General features: G+C 40.7%; 14 protein-coding genes and 1 pseudogene. 13 read left to right on the forward strand and 2 right to left on the reverse strand.

Going from position 1 to position 18,484, the window contains the following annotated elements:
- The first annotated feature begins 148 nt into the window (after positions 1-148).
- From I6N95_RS20760 to I6N95_RS20770, 3 genes are all read left to right on the forward strand, one after another.
- On the forward strand, positions 149-1,936 hold the full coding sequence (locus I6N95_RS20760; protein WP_209531274.1) for an oligopeptide ABC transporter substrate-binding protein: 1,788 nt from the start codon (positions 149-151) through the stop codon (positions 1,934-1,936).
- Positions 1,937-2,146: 210 nt separating this feature from the next.
- The gene (locus tag I6N95_RS20765) at positions 2,147-3,826 is read left to right on the forward strand and encodes a peptide ABC transporter substrate-binding protein (protein WP_209531275.1); all 1,680 of its coding nucleotides are present in this window, start codon (positions 2,147-2,149) and stop codon (positions 3,824-3,826) included.
- Between the two features lie 237 nt (positions 3,827-4,063).
- Positions 4,064-5,746 (forward strand): peptide ABC transporter substrate-binding protein, encoded by a 1,683-nt coding sequence (locus tag I6N95_RS20770; RefSeq protein WP_209531276.1) that lies wholly within the window; start codon positions 4,064-4,066, stop codon positions 5,744-5,746.
- A gap of 121 nt (positions 5,747-5,867) precedes the next feature.
- Here I6N95_RS20770 and I6N95_RS20775 read toward each other — a convergent pair whose 3' ends face one another.
- Complete coding sequence (locus I6N95_RS20775) at positions 5,868-6,212, reverse strand: DUF3899 domain-containing protein (protein WP_209531277.1); 345 nt, start codon at positions 6,210-6,212, stop codon at positions 5,868-5,870.
- A 162-nt stretch (positions 6,213-6,374) separates the two neighbouring features.
- On the opposite strand from I6N95_RS20775, the gene opp3b reads away from it, so the two are divergent.
- From opp3b to I6N95_RS20820, 9 genes are all read left to right on the forward strand, one after another.
- On the forward strand, positions 6,375-7,319 hold the full coding sequence (opp3b, locus tag I6N95_RS20780) for an oligopeptide ABC transporter permease (RefSeq protein ID WP_209531278.1): 945 nt from the start codon (positions 6,375-6,377) through the stop codon (positions 7,317-7,319).
- Positions 7,319-8,341, forward strand: coding sequence for an oligopeptide ABC transporter permease (gene opp3C, locus I6N95_RS20785; protein ID WP_209531279.1), 1,023 nt, complete (start codon positions 7,319-7,321; stop codon positions 8,339-8,341). The genes opp3b and opp3C overlap by 1 nt, the downstream gene beginning before the upstream one ends.
- A gap of 13 nt (positions 8,342-8,354) precedes the next feature.
- Positions 8,355-9,395: an ABC transporter ATP-binding protein gene (locus I6N95_RS20790; RefSeq protein ID WP_209531280.1), complete on the forward strand. Its 1,041-nt coding sequence runs from the start codon at positions 8,355-8,357 to the stop codon at positions 9,393-9,395.
- Positions 9,396-9,410: 15 nt separating this feature from the next.
- Entirely contained in the window at positions 9,411-10,370 is a 960-nt protein-coding gene (locus tag I6N95_RS20795; RefSeq protein ID WP_209531281.1) for an ABC transporter ATP-binding protein, read from the forward strand.
- A gap of 254 nt (positions 10,371-10,624) precedes the next feature.
- Entirely contained in the window at positions 10,625-12,283 is a 1,659-nt protein-coding gene (locus tag I6N95_RS20800) for a peptide ABC transporter substrate-binding protein (RefSeq protein WP_209531301.1), read from the forward strand.
- A 257-nt stretch (positions 12,284-12,540) separates the two neighbouring features.
- Positions 12,541-13,896 carry an aspartate ammonia-lyase gene (locus I6N95_RS20805; protein ID WP_347340587.1) on the forward strand — a complete coding sequence of 452 codons (1,356 nt, stop codon included), beginning with the start codon at positions 12,541-12,543 and terminating at the stop codon, positions 13,894-13,896.
- A gap of 471 nt (positions 13,897-14,367) precedes the next feature.
- On the forward strand, positions 14,368-14,976 hold the full coding sequence (locus I6N95_RS20810; RefSeq protein WP_209531283.1) for a helix-turn-helix domain-containing protein: 609 nt from the start codon (positions 14,368-14,370) through the stop codon (positions 14,974-14,976).
- Positions 14,973-15,224: a hypothetical protein gene (locus I6N95_RS20815; RefSeq protein WP_209531284.1), complete on the forward strand. Its 252-nt coding sequence runs from the start codon at positions 14,973-14,975 to the stop codon at positions 15,222-15,224. The genes I6N95_RS20810 and I6N95_RS20815 overlap by 4 nt, the downstream gene beginning before the upstream one ends.
- A gap of 532 nt (positions 15,225-15,756) precedes the next feature.
- Positions 15,757-15,936 (forward strand): hypothetical protein, encoded by a 180-nt coding sequence (locus I6N95_RS20820; RefSeq protein WP_209531285.1) that lies wholly within the window; start codon positions 15,757-15,759, stop codon positions 15,934-15,936.
- 77 nt (positions 15,937-16,013) lie between these two features.
- Here the strand turns inward: I6N95_RS20820 and I6N95_RS20825 are convergent.
- Positions 16,014-16,478: pseudogene (locus I6N95_RS20825) on the reverse strand (GntR family transcriptional regulator); the annotation flags it as partial.
- Between the two features lie 263 nt (positions 16,479-16,741).
- On the opposite strand from I6N95_RS20825, the gene I6N95_RS20830 reads away from it, so the two are divergent.
- Positions 16,742-18,475, forward strand: a complete 1,734-nt coding sequence (locus tag I6N95_RS20830; RefSeq protein ID WP_209531287.1) for a class I mannose-6-phosphate isomerase — start codon at positions 16,742-16,744, stop codon at positions 18,473-18,475.
- Positions 18,476-18,484: the final 9 nt, after the last annotated feature.

Below are 18,484 nucleotides of genomic sequence, written 5' to 3' on the forward strand. Positions count from 1 at the left end.
TCCAAGCGCTTTCTTGTGTCGAATATAACAGTAGCGCGACAAAATGATTGCAATATGGTGAGAATTAAGATAATATTATAGCTAGAGAACCTATTTTTATTTTTATGTTGATGTTTTTTAAAATTGTTCTAAGGGGGACGAAATTAGTATGAAGAAGAAAAAAACGTTAGGCTTGATTACTCTTACTGTAGCAGCGGCTTTAACACTGGCGGCTTGTGGTGGCGGTAGTAAAGAGGATGGCAAAAGCAAAGAGAACAAAGAAACCGCAACTGAAGATGTGTCGAAATTCCCGATTGTGACCTCTAATACGGATAAACCGATTGAGGGTGGCGATTTAGAGGTAGCTGTTGTGACAGACACTCAGTTCAAGGGACTATTTTTATGGGAGCTATATCAAGATGCTTATGATGACTATTTTATGAAACCATCCCATGAAACTCTATTTACGACAGACGCGGATTTTGTTATTACTGATGATGGCCCAGTTAAAATGGAATTGGATCAGGATAAAAAACAAGTAACTTTAACACTTCAAAAAGATGTGAAGTGGTCAGATGGGGAAGCTCTAACAGTCGATGATATCATTTATTCTTATGAAATCATCGGACATAAAGATTATACGGGGATTCGTTATGATGATACCTTTATCAACGTTGTTGGGATGGATGAGTATCATGATGGGAAAGCTGATACTATTTCCGGGATAAAACGAGTAGACGACAAGACAGTTACCATTGATTATAAAGAAGTGAGTCCAACTATGCTACAAGCAGGTGGTGGTGTTTGGAGTTATGCCGCACCAAAACATGTCTTAAAAGACATTCCTGTAAAGGATTTAGAATCATCGGACGCTGTTCGTAAGAATCCAGTTACCTTTGGTCCTTATAAAATGAATAAAATTGTTGCCGGTGAATCTGTTGAGTATGTGCCAAATGAGTACTACTATGGTGACAAGCCAAACTTAGATAAAATTACATTTAACTCTGTTCCAGCAGAATCAATTGTAGAAGCGTTAAAGTCTAAGAAGTATGATATGGTTTATTCTATGCCAACAGATACTTATCCGACTTACAAAGATTTAAAAGACTATGAAATCTTAGGTCGTGAACAAATGTCTTATACTTACCTTGGCTTTAAACTTGGTACATGGGACAAGGAAGCTAATGAAGTTAAGATGGATGAAAATGCTAAAATGGCAGATGTCAGCTTGCGTCAAGCAATGGGCTATGCAGTTAACAATGATCAAGTAGGAGAGAAATTCTACAATGGCTTGCGTTCAAATGCAACATCACTGATTCCGCCTGTTTTCAAAACGTTCCACAATGATAAGATGGAAGGTTATACCCAAGATAAAGAAAAGGCTAAAAAATTATTAGCTGATGCTGGCTTTAAAGATACAGATGATGATGGTTTTGTAGAAGACAAAGATGGCAAGCCATTAGTGATTAAATTTGCCTCTATGTCAGGTGGCGAAACGGCTCAACCGTTAGCAGAGTACTACATGCAAGAATGGAAAGACATCGGTTTGAATGTTGAATTAACAACAGGACGCTTAATTGATTTCCAAGCGTTTTATGATAAATTGGAAAATGATGATCCTGAAGTTGATGTGTATCAAGGGGCTTGGAGTACAGGAACTGATCCGAATCCAGCAGGTCTATATGGTAGAACGGCCATCTTTAACTATTCTCGATTTGCTTCTGAAGAGAATGATAAGTTGCTGAAAAACATTAATTCTAAAGATTCATTTGATGCGGACTTCCGTAAAAAAGCCTTTGATGAGTGGCAAGAGTATGCTCATGAGCAAGCTTTTGTTATTCCAACATTGTTCCGTAACGAAACAATGCCAATTAGTAGCCGTGTGACTAACTGGGATTGGCATCAAGACCAATTTAATTCATGGGTTTCAGTTGGTGTAACCTCTGAAGAACGTTAATAATTGATTCAATTTAGAAACGAAATAGGATTTCTCCTATTTCGTTTCTTTTCTTCTTTGTGAATCAATGATAGCTGTAAATGCTTATAAAAGGGGCGTATTGTAATTTTTCGGCACATTTTTATTGCATTTTAGTGAGAAAGATTATATTATACTAATTAGTTCGTAAATATTTTAATGTATTTTTAACATTCAAAAGGGGGAAATGTTATGAAATTGAAAAAAATGATGTATGCAGGTTTAGTAACTGTCGCGGCATTAACACTGGTTGCTTGCGGTAGCGGTGACAAAGAAAGCACAGATGGATCGAAAGAGAGCGGTGCTAGTTCAGAATTAGCAAAAGAACAAGTCTTTAATACGATTGTGGATCAAGAAATGAGTTCTGCTGACTTGGCGTTGAACACCGACGTTGTCGGAGCTTTAGTCTTAAACAACGTTTATGAAGGCCTTTATCGTTTAGACGAAAATAGCGAACCACAACCAGCTGGTGCAACGGAAATGGCTGAGGTCAGTGAAGATGGGTTGACTTACAAATTAAAATTACGTGAAGATGCGAAGTGGTCTAATGGCGATCCTGTAACGGCCAAAGATTATGTATACGGTTGGCAACGTGTGGTTGACCCTGAGACGCAATCGGAATATTCTTACTTACATGGAGCAGTTAAAAATGCTGAAGCAATTACCGCTGGCGATAAGGATAAATCAGAATTAGGCATTAAAGCAGTTGGGGATTACGAGTTGGAAATCACTTTAGAAAAACCAACACCTTACTTTGATCGTTTACTGACGTTCACAACGTATTTCCCACAACATCAAGCAACAGTTGAAAAATACGGCAAAGAATTTGCCACAACAAGTGAAAAAGCTGTTTATAACGGTCCTTTCATCTTAACTGAATTTGATGGACCTGGAACAGACCAAGACTGGACGTATGTAAAAAATGACCAATATTGGGATAAAGATACGGTTAAGCTAGATAAAATTACCGCTAAAGTAGTTAAAGAAAGCTCAACAGCGCTTAATTTGTATGAAGATGGTCAAGCAGACGATGTTCGTTTGACAGGTGAATTGGCACAACAAATGGCCGATGATCCAGAATTAGTGATTGAGAAACAAGCGGGCGTTTATTACTTTGAAATGAACCAACGTGACAAAGACTCGATCTTCCATAATGAAGACCTACGTAAAGCCATATCTTACGCGCTTGATCGTGAGTCATTGGTAACAAAAATTCTAGGGGATGGCTCTGTTGCAGCAACAGGTTTAGTACCAGCTGAGATGACAAAAGACCCTGATGGTGGCAAAGATTTTGCCGAAGAGTCTGGCGAACACTTGGAATTTAACAAAGAAAAAGCCTTGGAACATTGGGAAAAAGCTAAAAAAGAATTAGGTAAAGATAAAATTGAAATTGAAATCTTATCATCAGATTCAGATTTCTCCAAGAAAAATGTTGAATTTGCTCAAGGTAGCTTAGAAGAAACCTTACCTGGTTTGAAAGTATCTGTAGCGCCAGTTCCACTATCTGTTAGAATCGATCGCAGTAATAAAGGCGATTTTGATATTGTTCTTGGCGGTTGGTCTGCCGATTATGCAGATCCAAGTAGTTTCTTAGACTTGTTTGTTACAGGCAATTCTTATAACCGTGGCCAATTCTCAAACAAAGAATACGATGCTAAATTAGAAGAAGCTGCGACCACTAATGCTGCTAAACCAGCAGAACGTTTCCAAAATATGGTTGAAGCTGAAAAATTGATTATGGGTGATATGGGAGTTGTCCCAATTTACCAAAATGCTGAAGCACATATGCGCAGAAGCACCATCAAAGATGTGGCGATTCATGGCGCAGGGGCTCACTACGATTATAAATGGGCTTACGTGGCTGCTGAGTAAGAGTTAACAAAGTGTGAAGAGTCTGAGTATTTACTCAGATTCTTTTTTTTAAGGATACCCTTTTCAGAGGAATCGGTTAAGAAATGCTGTAACGGCGGAGATAATTGCCGTGATTAATGGATATCTGGTGATTTTTTGATGAACGATAGATTGCAATTCAGTGAGAAATGTTATATCATATATAGTAATTGTTTAGTTTTTTTAATAGATTTTTAACATTCAAAAGGGGGAAATGTTATGAAATTGAAGAAGTTTATGTTTGCAAGTTTAGTAACGGTGGCAACCTTATCATTAGTCGCGTGTGGCAGTGGTGATAAAGGCAGTGCGACAGACGGTTCGAAGGACGAAGTTAGTGATAAAGTAGAACTGGCTGAAGAACAAACCTTTAGCGTGATCGAGCAGCAAGAAATGCCATCAGCCGATCCATCATTAGCTACAGATGTTATTGGCGCTCGGGCGTTGACTAATACTTATGAAGGGCTCTATCGTTTAGATATAGAAAGTGAACCAACACCAGCTGGGGCGACTGAATTCGCTAAAGTTAGTGAAGATGGCTTAACATGGACCTTAAAGCTACGTGAAGAGTCTAAATGGTCAAACGATGATCCTGTTACTGCAAAAGACTATGTCTTTGCTTGGCAACGGACTGTTGATCCAGCAACGGCATCAGAATATGCCTCAATTTTTGCGCCGGTCAAAAACGCCACAAAAATTACCGCAGGCGAGATGGACAAAAAAGAATTAGGGGTTAAAGCACTAAGTGATTACGAATTGGAAATCACCTTGGAGCAACCAACACCTTACTTTAAGTATTTATTGGCCTTTAAACAGTACTTCCCACAAAACCAAGCTGTGGTGGAAAAATATGGGAAAGACTTTGCTACAACCAGCGAAAAAGCTGTTTACAATGGCCCGTTCGTTTTAGCCGACTTTGATGGTCCAGGAACAGATCAGGACTGGGCTTATGTTAAAAATGAAAAGTATTGGGATGCTGATAACGTTAAGTTAGATAAAATTGACGTTAAAGTTATCAAAGAAGCATCAACTGGTTTAAACTTATATGAAGACGGGCAAATTGAAGATGCAATTTTAACTGGAGAATTGGCTCAGCAAATGGCTGACAATGAAGAGTTAAACATCGAGAAATTAGCCAGCACGTATTACATGGAGCTTAACCAAGCCGATGAAAAATCACCATTTAGAAATGCTAATTTACGCAAGGCGATTTCTTATTCAATCGACCGTGATGCCTTAGCAACTCAGATCTTAGGCGATGGCTCTGTAGCCGCCAGAGGCTTAGTTCCTGCTGAAATGTCATTTAACCCTAAGACCAAGGAAGACTTTGCTGAAGAAGCAGGTAATTTCTTAGAGTATGACAAAGAAAAAGCCAAAGAGTATTGGGAAAAAGCGAAAAAAGAATTGAATATTAAAGACTTAGAGATGAATATCTTATCATCTGATACGGATTCATCTAAAAAGACAGTTGAATACATTCAAGGGGCGATTCAAGAAAATTTGGACGGCGTTAAAGTAACCGTTAGCCCAGTACCGTTTTCAGTTCGTCTTGATCGTAGTAACAAAGGGGATTTTGACATGGTAATCGGTGGTTGGAGTGGTGATTATACGGATCCAATTACCTTCATTGAATTATTTACGAAAGATAATTCTTACAACCGTGGAAAATACTCAAATGCCGATTACGATAAACAAGCCAAAGAATCTGCTACAACGAATGTTAGTGACGACAATGCTCGCTGGACTAACTTAATTGATGCAGAAAAGATTTTAATGGACGAGATGGGCGTTATTCCGCTTTATCAAAAAGCTGAAGCTCACTTACGGACAGCTAAAATCAAGGATATTGCGATTCATCCAGCTGGCGCACATTATGATTATAAATGGGCTTATAAAGTGAAATAGCAACCCTGTCTATGATTCATTCTTCGGAGGCGAAAAGAGACTGCGGACAATGTCCCCAGTCTCTTTTCCAATCTGCTCGATACATCTGTTTAAGAAAAAATTCCCTGAGACTCTCAGAGAATTAAGCGAAAACTAACAAAAGCAAAGAAATCAGCAATAGCCCAATGGCCACTGCGAGCCAGTAAGTCGGTTGCTTTGAAAAGATTTTTGATGTTTTAAGGTAATCTTTTGGTTCGGTATTTTTTCTTAAGCGGAGTGTGTCTTTCATGTTTTTTTGAAAATTATCAAAAAAACCAGAGACAAAAACGCCGATAAAGGCAGTGATCATAAAGAAGAGCAGAGCCAGCATAAAAAAGCTATTGGCTAAGCTGGTTACAGACCATTCCTTATGAAAAAGCAGCAGATAGGCGGGAACTAACAGGCAAAGGCTGATTAAGGTGATTATTACTCGTTTTATTAAGGTCATTTCAGTCGCTCGCTTTATCATTATAATCCGTAATCAACCGTGCTAGATAGATTGAAATTAAGAGTTTAACATGCTATTATCTAATAGGTTTAATTACTTATTAACTGTAATCTAATTTCCACCCATTGTCAAAAAATTAAATGAAAGTTGAGGTCATGCGAATTGAAAAATTTCGCCAAGTATTTTTTAAAGCGTGTTATGTTCATGTTGATTACCTTGTGGCTGATTTCCACGGTAACCTTTTTCTTGATGAAGATGATTCCGGGTTCGCCATATGTTAACCAGGAAAAACTTAGTCCCGAACAAATAGAAATTTTAAATAAGCAAGCAGGTTTAGATAAACCTGTTATTACCCAGTATGGGATTTATATGAGTAACATTGTTAGAGGGGATTTTGGAACCTCTTTCCAATTTAAAAATCAACCAGTTTCGAAATTATTAGCTAATCGAATTGGACCGTCTGTTCAGTTAGGTGCTCAAGCTATTATCTTTGGTACATTCGTCGGGATTATTTTGGGGTTGATCGCAGCCATGAAACAAAATACCTGGGTGGACACAGGAGCCACCTTGATCGCCATCCTCGGACGATCGATTCCCAACTTCGTCTTTGCCGTTTTACTGCAATATGTTTTTGCTGTAAAACTAAAAATATTGCCAATCGCTATGTGGAATCAAGGGTTTGCATCAACGATTTTACCAACCTTAGCTTTGTCCATGTCGCCATTAGCTGACTCGGCTCGTTTTATTCGGACTGAGATGGTAGAGGTTTTAAGTACAGACTATATTGAACTAGCGCGGGCAAAAGGCTTAAGCCGCTGGCAAGTTGCTTTCCGACATGGCTTGCGCAACAGCTTAATTCCATTGATCACCCTGTTAGGACCATTAGCAGTTGGATTGATGACTGGGTCATTAGTAGTAGAAAATATTTTCGCTATTCCTGGAATCGGCGAGCAGTTTGTTAAGTCAATTATGACCAATGACTACCCGACGATCATGGCAGTGACGATCATGTTCTCCACAATGTTAGTCGTTGTTATTTTAGTGGTTGACTTGCTTTATGGCTTAGTTGATCCACGTATTCGTGTCTCAGGAGGTGAACGGGGCTAATGGAACAAACTAAAAAATTACCAGAAGATAGCTTTGAACCCTTAGACGTTTCCAACAGTTTGGAACGGGAAAAAATCGCGGCACCGTCACTGAACTTTTTGCAAGATTCATGGCGTCGTCTTAAGAAAAATAAAGGAGCCGTTATTTCTTTAGTGCTCTTAATTATTATTACCCTTGTGGCATTTGCTTCCATCTGGGTGTCACCACATGATCCAACAAAACAAAATCCGTCATATGTTAATTTACCGCCACGGATTCCCGGCTTAAACATCAATGGTTTTAACGGAACCGCTGTGGTTGGTGGCAATCGTGTGGATAAATATGAAGCGGCTAAAGTACCGGCAGATGTTAATTATTATCTAGGAACAGACGGCCTTGGTCGTGATTTGTTATCCCGTCTATTGATGGGAACCCGCGCTTCCTTGATTATCGCGTTTATTGCGGCGATTCTCGATCTGACCTTTGGTGTCACCTATGGTTTGCTCTCAGGTATGAAGGGTGGTCGAACCGACAATATCATGCAACGGATTTTAGAGATCCTCTCAGGAATCCCTAACTTAGTTGTCATGATCTTGATGTTAACCATCTTAAAACCAGGGATGAGCTCGATCATCGCAGCCATGGTTATTACTGGTTGGATTACGATGGCCCGGATAGTCCGAGCCCAAACCTTAAAAATTAAAGATCAAGAGTACGTGTTGGCAGCCACCACTTTAGGTGAGTCTCAAGGGAAAATTGCCGTGAAACACGTCTTACCAAATATCTCAGGTGTGATCATCGTTCAGATGATGTTTAGTATCCCTTCAGCGATCTTCTTTGAAGCTTTCTTGAGTTTCATCGGTCTAGGGTTAACACCACCACAAGCGTCTCTAGGGATGCTTTTAAGTGAAGGATATAAGACCTTCCGCTTCTTGCCACACTTGATGTGGGCACCGGCGATTGTCTTGTCCGTCATCATGATCTGCTTTAACTTACTAGCAGATGGCATGCGCGATGCCTTTGATCCAAAAATGAATGATTAGAGTGGGTGGAGAAATGGAAAAAGTATTAGAAGTCAAAAATTTACATATATCATTTGATACTTTTGCTGGTAAAGTTCACGCCATTCGTGGAGTAAATTTCGATTTACACAAAGGTGAAACACTAGCAATTGTGGGGGAATCTGGTTCAGGTAAATCAGTGACTACCAGAAGTATCATGCGCTTATTATCCAATAATGCCAATATTGACAGTGGCCAAATTCTGTTTAAAGGCAATGACTTGGTCAAGCGCAGTGAGCGAGACATGCAAAAGATTCGCGGAAAAGACATTGCGATGATTTTCCAAGATCCAATGACCTCTTTGGATCCGACCATGAACATCGGCAACCAAGTAGCAGAGTCATTGCGCAAACATAAAAAGATTTCCAAAAAGGATGCCTTAGCTAGCGCTTTAGAACTATTGCGCTTAGTCGGCATTCCCAATGCGGAAAAACGCTTGAAAAATTACCCTCATCAGTTTTCTGGTGGGCAGCGTCAACGGATCGTCATTGCGATTGCCTTGATTTGTTACCCAGAAGTCCTGATTGCCGATGAGCCAACTACGGCACTTGATGTAACCATTCAAGCGCAAATCATCGATTTAATGAAGGAAATTCAACAAAAAATTTCAACGTCGATCATCTTTATTACCCATGATTTAGGCGTTGTGGCCAACGTGGCCGATCGAGTGGCAGTTATGTACGGAGGACGGATTGTGGAAATCGGAACCGCCGATGAAATCTTCTATAACCCGCAACATCCTTACACATGGGGCTTATTAAGCTCAATGCCAACGCTTGATACTAAAGGAGAAGAGCTTTACGCCATTCCTGGTTCACCACCGGATTTATTAGCACCGCCAACTGGTGATGCCTTTTATCCACGGAATGAGTTTGCCATGAAAATTGATGCTAGAGAAGTACCTCCTTATTTCAAATTGTCAGATACTCATCAAGCGGCTACCTGGCTGTTAGCACCTGGGGCACCCAAAGTTACACCGCCACCAGAAGTTGTCCGTCGTCATCAGATTTATGCGGAAAAGCAACGAGGAGTCTAGAAAGGAGCTGACAACATGAGTGGAGTTACCAAAGATAGTAAAGTGATTTTAGATGTTCAAAACTTAAAACAGTATTTTAATGTCGGCCGTCAAGACGAAGTCAAAGCCGTTGATGGCGTTAGTTTTACGATTTATGAAGGGGAAACCTTTGGTCTAGTTGGAGAATCAGGTTGTGGGAAATCCACAACGGGACGGAGTATTATTCGTCTGTATAATCCGACAGATGGAACGATTAAATTTGACGGTGAGGATATCAGTGGCATTAAAGGCCGTCAAAACTTACATAAGTTCCGTCAAGAAGTCCAAATGATCTATCAAGATCCTTATGCGTCACTAAATCCGCGGATGAAAGTTAAGGATATCATTGCTGAAGGGATTGATATTCATAAATTAGCTAAGAACGAGGAAGAACGCAATCAACAAGTCAACGATCTGTTGGAAACGGTTGGTCTGGATCGTTCTCATGGAACACGTTATCCCCATGAGTTTTCAGGTGGGCAACGTCAGCGGATTGGGATTGCCAGAGCTTTGGCCGTTCAACCTAAGTTCATCATCTGTGATGAGCCGATCTCCGCACTGGATGTTTCGATTCAAGCGCAGGTGGTTAACTTATTGCAAGAATTACAAGAGAAGAAAAAACTGACTTACTTGTTTATCGCCCATGATTTATCCATGGTAAAATACATCAGTGACCGGATTGGCGTGATGTACTATGGCAAATTAGTGGAAGTTGGTTCAAGTGAAGAGGTCTATAAATACGGGTTGCATCCTTATACGGAAAGTTTATTATCAGCTATTCCATTACCGGATCCAGACTATGAAAAAACGCGTCGTCGGATTACCTATCAACCGGCCGCCGATGACAATAAAGTCCGTGAGTTACGGGAAGTCGCTCCAGAACACTTTATCTATTGTAGCGAAGATGAGGTTGCTGACTATCAGGCTAAGTTAGCTGAAAAGAAGGCGAAAGGCTAGAGCTTTTGGCGTAATTTATCACATATTTATGGTGGCAAGTCTTAGTTTTAGACAGGACTTGCCCCTTTCTTTAAGAATAATTGTCAGAATTTTGTGGCTATTTTAATGGTTTATGTGATTTGTTGATCAATAGAGTGATCGAAAGATGTTTATTAATGGTCGTTATTTATGAAGAGGTGAGTCATGAGGCCTGTGATAAGTGATGAAGGAATTAGGCACGAGGGCTGTGCTAAAAAAATAAGAAGGAGAAACAGATAAAACAAAAAAGATGGGTCACAACAAGCGTGGTACTAACGTCATTGGTATTGGCATCATGTGGCAACAAAGAGCAAGCGGATGAAACGGCAAGTTCAAAGGGTGGCGAGGTTGAACAAGTGTTTAAAACAGTCGTACCGACAGAAATGCCGACGATGGATGTTTCATTAAACTCTGATGTGGTGAGTGCGACTGCGACTAACAGTGTTTATGAAGGGCTGTATCGCTTTAATGGTGAAGGCAAGGCTGAGCCTGCTGGTGCTAGTGAAGTGGCTGAGGTTAGTCAAGATGGGTTGGTTTATACCTTTAAACTTCGAGAAGAGGCTAAATGGTCTGATGGCCAACCATTAACAGCGAAGGATTATGTTTACTCATGGCAGCGTGGGGCTAACCCTGATACTGGCTCAGAGTATGGTTTTCTATTTACAGCACTCAAAAATGGGGAGGCTGTCTTGGCTGGTGACAAGCCAGTGACTGAGTTAGGCGTTCAAGCGATCAGTGACCACGAGCTAGAAGTTACTTTAGAACAACCAACTCCCTACTTTGATTATTTGGTAGCTTTCTCAACCTTCTTCCCCCAACGTCAAGACATTGTGGAGAAGTATGGCAAGGATTACGCCGCCACGAGTGAAAATGCCGTTTATAATGGTCCTTATGTTTTAACGGACTTTGATGGACCAGGGACTGACATTGATTGGAATTACGAAAAAAATCCTGAATATTGGGATAAAGAGACTGTCAAGCTTGATCGAATTGAAGTGATGGTCGCCAAAGAATCGTCAACGGCCCTAAACTTATACAAAGATGGACAGACAGAAGACATTATTTTAACTGGTGAGTTGGCCCAACAAATGGCCGATGATCCCGATTTTGTCTCAGATAAAAAAGCCAGCACCATGTATTTGGAAATGAATCAAAAAGACAAAGACTCGCCTTTTAACAATGAGGACTTTCGTAAGGCCATTTCCTATGCCATTGATCGCGAGTCATTAGTGACACAAATTTTAGGAGATGGTTCGATTGTTCCAACTGGCTTAGTGCCAGCTGGTATTAAGATCAACATTGATGGCAAGGAGCAGGAGTTTGCCAAAGATTCAGGCAATCATGTGGCATACAATCCAGAAAAAGCCAAAGACCATTGGGAAAAAGCTCAAAAAGAGTTAGGAAAAGAAGTGGAGTTTAGCATTTTAACCTCCGATACGGATTCAGCTAAGAAAGTCTCTGAATACTTGCAAGGAACCTTTAAAGAAACTTTGCCAGGGGTTAAGGTCAATGTTAACCCTGTGACCTTTGCCATTCGGATTGGTCGGGGATTAAAAACTGATTTTGAGATGTTAAACTCAGGCTGGAATGCGGATTATGCCGACCCGAGTACCTTTATTGACCTTTTTGAAACAGGTGTTTCTTACAACTTAGGTAAATACTCTAATGCTGAATACGATAAATTAGTGAAGCAAGCTTCTGTTGAACATGCCAATGATCCAGAAAAACGCTGGCAGGACATGCTAGCCGCAGAAAAACTTATTTTGGATCAAGCGGCAGTGATCCCTCTTTATCAAAAGGCTGAAGCTCATTTGCGCAGTCCAAATGTGAAGGACGTTGTGGTAAATGCAGCCGGAGCTCCTTATGACTATAAGTGGGCATACAAAGTTAAATAACTCGTCAGTCACGTTCTGTAAAGGACGTGACTTTTATTTTGGAGATGTATCCGCAAGCTCTTGCGACAGTTGAAAACGTGAGCTCGATTAAAAAGGGTAGTGAAGCGCCTAAGAAAATTCACAGAGTAGAGGGAAGATGAGACAGAATCATTTAGTTTACAGGCTAATATCGTTATACTGAGGTTGTGAAAAGGAAGTTTAAATAATTATGAATACGCTTACCGATGTTTAGGTTTATCAAGAAGGGAGTAAACGGTGTGTTTAGAGAAGAACATGACAGTGTTGGCAGCCTTAGAATTCCAGGAGAGGCCTATTATGGTGTGAACGCCAAGCGAGCTTATGACAATTTTCAGATAACTGATTCGCGCTTGGAACCGATATTTATTGAGAGTTTGGCACAAGTCAAAAAAGCCGGGGCCTTAGCTAATTTAAAATTAGGTGAATTAAAGCCTATGATTGGGGAAACCATTATCCAGGTGGCGGACGAACTGTTAGAGGGCAAGTTGACTGGCGATATGATCGTTGACCCAATTCAAGGAGGGGCTGGCACCAGTTCTAACATGAATATCAATGAAATTATTGCCAATCGGGGAATTGAGTTATTAGGAGGTGAAAAAGGTCAGTATCATCTGCTGAGTCCGAATGATCATGTGAATAAAGGCCAGTCCACCAATGACGTTTTTCCGACTGCTGGTAAACTAACCTTTCTTAAATTGATCGATCAGCTATTGATCGTGCTGGAAGAGTTGGCAGATTCTTTTAAAGAGAAGTCATTGGCCTTTGCCACCATTCAAAAAATGGGACGAACCCAATTGAGTGATGCCGTTCCGATTACCGTGGGAGCTGAGTTTAAAGCTTATTACACAGTAACCAAACGGAACATTAAACGATTAACAGCATGTAAAGAAGAAATTCGTTACGTCAACATGGGGGGAACAGCTATCGGCACGGGTCTATCGGCCCACAGTCAATTTTCCCAGACGATCATTGGTTATTTACGGGAAGTAACCGGGCTAGACATTGCTGTAGCCGAGGATTTGATTGACAGCACACAAAATGTGGAAGCTTTTGGTGTGGTTTCCGACGTCTTAAAAACAATTGCTTTAAGTAGTTCAAAAATTGCCAATGATATCCGCCTGCTTTCTTCAGGACCGCGGACAGGAATTGGCGAATTGATTATTCCAGCTCGTCAGAATGGCTCTTCGATTATGCCGGGAAAGATCAACCCTGTCATACCTGAAGTTGTCACCCAGGGAGCTTTTCTAGTTGCCGGAAATAATGTGACGATCTCCATGGCAATTGAAGGAGGCCAGCTTGAGCTAAACGCCTTCGAACCGGTTATCTTCCACAAGTTGATCGAGTCATTTCACGTATTGACCAATACCTTGGCATCCTTTAACGAGCACTGTATTAAAGGCATACAAGTGAATGCGAGTCGCTGTCAGGAACTATTGGAGAAGAGCACTTATTTAACGACTAGCTTAGCTGAATACATCGGGTATGAACAAGCCGCCCTGATCGCCAAAGAGAGTTTACAATTGAATCGAACGGTTAAAGAAGTTGCCCTAAGTAAAGGGATTTCCAATGATATCTTGGTTAAAATAAGCAAGTAAAGAATGTGTAAGCTACTGTATTAAACGACTTTCTGTTGAGATGGTCGTTTTTTTGTGTGGTGAGGGGCTTAATAAACACGGGGAACTTAGTGTTATAGTTGATGTATTAGCTGATTGTTATCTCAGCTTAAAATTTTACATAGGTGTAAAAAAAGAGATTTTGACAGGCAGAACGAGTTGTGATAAATATGAAGTATAAAGTAGGATGGATCAGGATTGCTAGTGATTGACATCAATTTAAAAGAGAGAGTGAAGCACGTTTGTTAAAGAGTTTATAGAAAGTTGTAAGCGTTGACATAGGTGGTTAAAGACCTGACCAGACTAAGATTATTATACATTGGCAAAAAAGTTAGCTTTAAAATTTGTCGTAAAGGGTGTTTTATTTTTACAAGTTCCGACGGGAATAACTAGACATTGTATGAATTAATGATGACAAATCGACATTGGCCGATTGAGGAGAGAGGTGAACAAGTGGAAAACCAAGAAGACAATGTGCATGAGAGCGTGTTGGATGCGGCGCGCTTAGTACAAGAGCTACGCCGTAGTAAGAAATGGACTCAGAAAGAATTTGCGACAGAATTGGGTGTGAGTCGGCAAGTGGTTAATCGACTTGAAATGGGGACCAATAGTAAAGTGGATATCGTGATGCTTGCAAAGGCGGCAGAAGTCTGTGGCGAGAGATTGACCCTGTCCAGTATCTCAAAAGAAGTCAGGGGAGCCAGACCAAGAACAGAACTGGAGTTAGAGTATGAGATTATTATCGCCTTCTCAAAAGGAGAGCTTCGGAGAGCGGAGGAGTATTTAAACCTCATAAAAAAATGGATATACCCTGATCATCAATTAATGGCACGAGCCAATCGAGAAGTTGGCAGAGCTTTGATGTATTACTTTAGGGGCCGTCCGACACGAGCTATTTCCCATGTAAACCAAGTAGTCATGGGACTGGGAATGTGCGGCTTCCCTGAAAAAGCCAAAGAGATATCTGACCGATTTCAACGAAATGTTAGTTATGGCAAGTTGGCCATTGAAAATGAAATATTGAAAATGGAGATTTCATTAGCTGAGGAGGGGATGAAGTGAGTTATCGCAAACGGATCCAGCTTGTTTTGACAAATCAAGAGGGCCGAAGATCTCGGATAAGTGTTCCTATCTTTATGGAAGGATTTGACGCTCAGATTTTAAAAGAACAAGTCGAAGACATTCTTGATTTAGGGGTGCTTCTCGATCCGAAAGATTATAACCATTATCTTGTGAGAATCGAGCAGGCCGTACGAATTGAAGTATTAAAAACGGCATTAACTGGTAATATTTTTGGTAGACGGCGATAAAAAAAGAGAGGTGTTATGTGTTGTGTGACACTAATTGGGAAATTTTTACTAAGAGAACACTGGTATATCAGTCTTTATAAGCAAAAGGAAAGAGGATTTCTAGCGAACAAAAAGTTGATGGTGTTATGTGGAATGTGACATGGGAATAAGGGTAGGAATGATGTAACCCCTTTTGCAATAGCCTTTATGGAGATGGGGAAACTAAATCTAGGCCGCGTAAAAAGTTGGACGAGTTACGTGGAATGTGACATGAGAATAAGGGTAGGAATGATGTAAACCCTTTTGTAATAGCCTTTATGGAGATAGGGAAATTAAATCTAGACCGCGCTAAAAGTTGAACGAGTTACGCAGAATGTGACATAAGAATTAGGGGAATTGTGATAACTTCTTCTGAAATAGTCTTTGTTGGCATGTAGAAGTTAAATTTAGGTCACTTGAAAAATTGAGTGAGTTATGTGAGACGCAACACATCTGGATACTCAATTAAAAATGGAGGAGCAGACATGAAGGAGACGGGGGAGAGATTATTTAGGTGAATAAAAAAGGAAAGAAACAACGCTGGAAACATAAAGCTTTACCGGAGAAGTTGGATTTGGTTATAGAATTCATTCGAGAGCAAGTTCAAGAGACTGTTGACAATATGATCCTGTTCGATGAGCGGGATGTCAAAGAGAAAGGTTTATTTGAGGTGGAAGTTAGGTATTTAGAATAGTTGATTTGGTATAGGGATGAGTGTTTAATTGCGGATAAAATCAAAAAGGAAATAAGCCTTAAAACTATTTTTTAGTTTTAGGGCTTATTTTTTACGTAGAAGCCTTGTTCCGTGTAGATAACTGTTATGGCTAAATAGTTATAAAAAGAGCGATAGTAGTCTTTTGATTTTAAGAAATAATCCTCACGGAAAACGATAAGTGGCACAAAAAAGGCCACGATGTCCTTGCCGTCTCTTCTGACTCGTTTTAGAATTAAAATATCATTTCTAGGTTTAATCTGCAAATATTTCGCGATTTTATGATCGGCATGGCGTTTGCTAATGTCCGCTCGTAAGGTGGTGGTATTTTTGCTTTGCTCTCGTAATTCTTGGGTAAAGTCTTTGATCACGGTGGAGTCGAGGGTGAACTTTTTGACGAAGGTGCCCTGGGCTCGTTCGCAGTACAGTAAGTTTTCGCTAACTAGTTCGACCATGCCTTTGCGGATAGTGAGGCGACTGAGGTGATAAATGTCGCACAGATCCATTTCTGTTGGGATGCGTTCTCCTTCTTGCCATTTCTATGTTTGACTATTAGCTCGTAGTTGATCTGCGATTTGGGCAAGGCTGAGTCATGGTGCATGTGTTTGGCTCCTTTCAATCTCCAGTGTTCGTTGTTATTAATATAACATAATAAAATTACTTCCTTAGTCCTATTGTTATAACAATAGGTGCTAAAGCCCGTAAACAGTGAGGTTTAAAAAGACATTTTAGGGCAAAAAGCTGTGCTATAATTTTGTTAAGTTAGTTTTTTAGGAGGGGTACGCTAGTGGTGTATGATTTATTGCCAGAAATAAAGATTAGTACAAAGGAGGCTGTATATTCCGGCCTCAAGGAAATTGTGCCGCTATTAAGGCAGCGGTTAATGGCTGAAACACTTAATGTTATAACAATTGAAAGTTATCCTTTGGTAGAGCCAGAGGTATTAAGAAATGCTTTATTAGATCAGCTAGGCTTAGATCTGATTGTTGAGAGTGATGCGTTTTTTTTTGATAGTCAGAAAGTGACGGAGATGATCGCAGATAATTTGACGGATGATCGAGTGTTTGGCCGTATGTCTCATCATTCCTTAGTTGATTTCGTTGACCCAGTCAAGCAATCGGCTGTTCATGATCAAATTGCCGTCGCTATAAAGGCCGGGCAACGAGTGGGGATTGTCGGTGTCGGAGCCAGTTTGATTTATCCGACGGATTTATTAATATACGCTGACTTACCCCGCTGGGAAATTCAAACTCGTTATCGTTCGGGAAATTATAGTAATTGGCAAGCTGATAATGCTGGAGAAGATCCGCTGCGGATGATCAAGCGGGGGTATTTCTTTGAATGGCGAGTGGCTGATAAGCAGAAACGGGCGCTCTATCCACAAGTCGATTATTTTCTTGATACGTTGCAGACCGATTGGGTAATGGTTGGGGCAACAACTTATGATCTTGCGTTGCAGGAAGTGGCTCGCCAGCCCTTCTCTTTGGTGCCTTTTTTTGACCCAGGCGTCTGGGGTGGACACTGGATGCAGCAACAGTTTAACTTTCGTCAGGATGAAGTGAATTTAGCGTGGAGTTTTAATGGGGTGCCAGAAGAAAATAGTCTGATCCTTAATTTTGGTTCAGCAAAAATGGAGATACCCGGGAACAATTTAGTGTATTTCCAAGGGGAGGCCGTTTTAGGGCCTCGAGTTTATGGTCGTTTTGGTGCTAATTTTCCGATTCGTTTTAATTTTCTTGATACGGTTGGTGGGTCTAATTTGAGTTTACAGGTTCATCCGACAACGGAATATGCTCAAGAGGTTTTTGGGGCGACCTACACCCAAGATGAGAGTTATTATATTTTGCATGCAGAGGCAGATGCCAAGGTTTATTTAGGAGTGAAGCAAGGGGTGACGAAACCGGCCTTAATGGCTGCGTTAGAACAGGCGGCTCTTGAAGGTGGATTTCCAGATGAAGACTTTATTTATCAGCAACCAGTAAAAAAACACGATCATTTTTCGATACCAGGTGGGACAATCCATTCTAGTGGAGCCAATTCGGTTGTTCTGGAAATCAGTGCCACACCTAATCGTTATACCTTTAAATTATGGGATTGGGGGCGGGTTGATTTAGATGGTTTGCCGCGGCCCGTTCACTTAAATCATGGAGAACCGAATATTGATATTCGGCGTGATGAAGAATGGGTGAAGCGAGAATTGGTCAATCCTTTTGCGGTGGTGGCCTCCGGTGACGGCTGGTTGGAAGAACGGACGGGATTGCATGAAACGGAATTTATTGAGACACGACGTCATACCTTTTCAGTTCCGGTTAATCATGAAAATCATGGCAGTGTGAATGTCTTGAATTTAGTGGAAGGTCAGGAAGCGTTGGTAGAAAGTCTAGATGGGTCCTTTGCCCCCTTTATCCTTCATTACGCTCAGACTGTGATTATCCCTGAGAGTGTTCGGTCTTATCGGATTAGTCCGAGTGGGGTTAGTCTAGGGCAACAGCTAAAAACGATGAAAGCTTATGTCAGATAAGAAAGTGGT

This window comes from Vagococcus allomyrinae, assembly GCF_017829975.1.
Taxonomy (GTDB): domain Bacteria; phylum Bacillota; class Bacilli; order Lactobacillales; family Vagococcaceae; genus Vagococcus_D; species Vagococcus_D allomyrinae.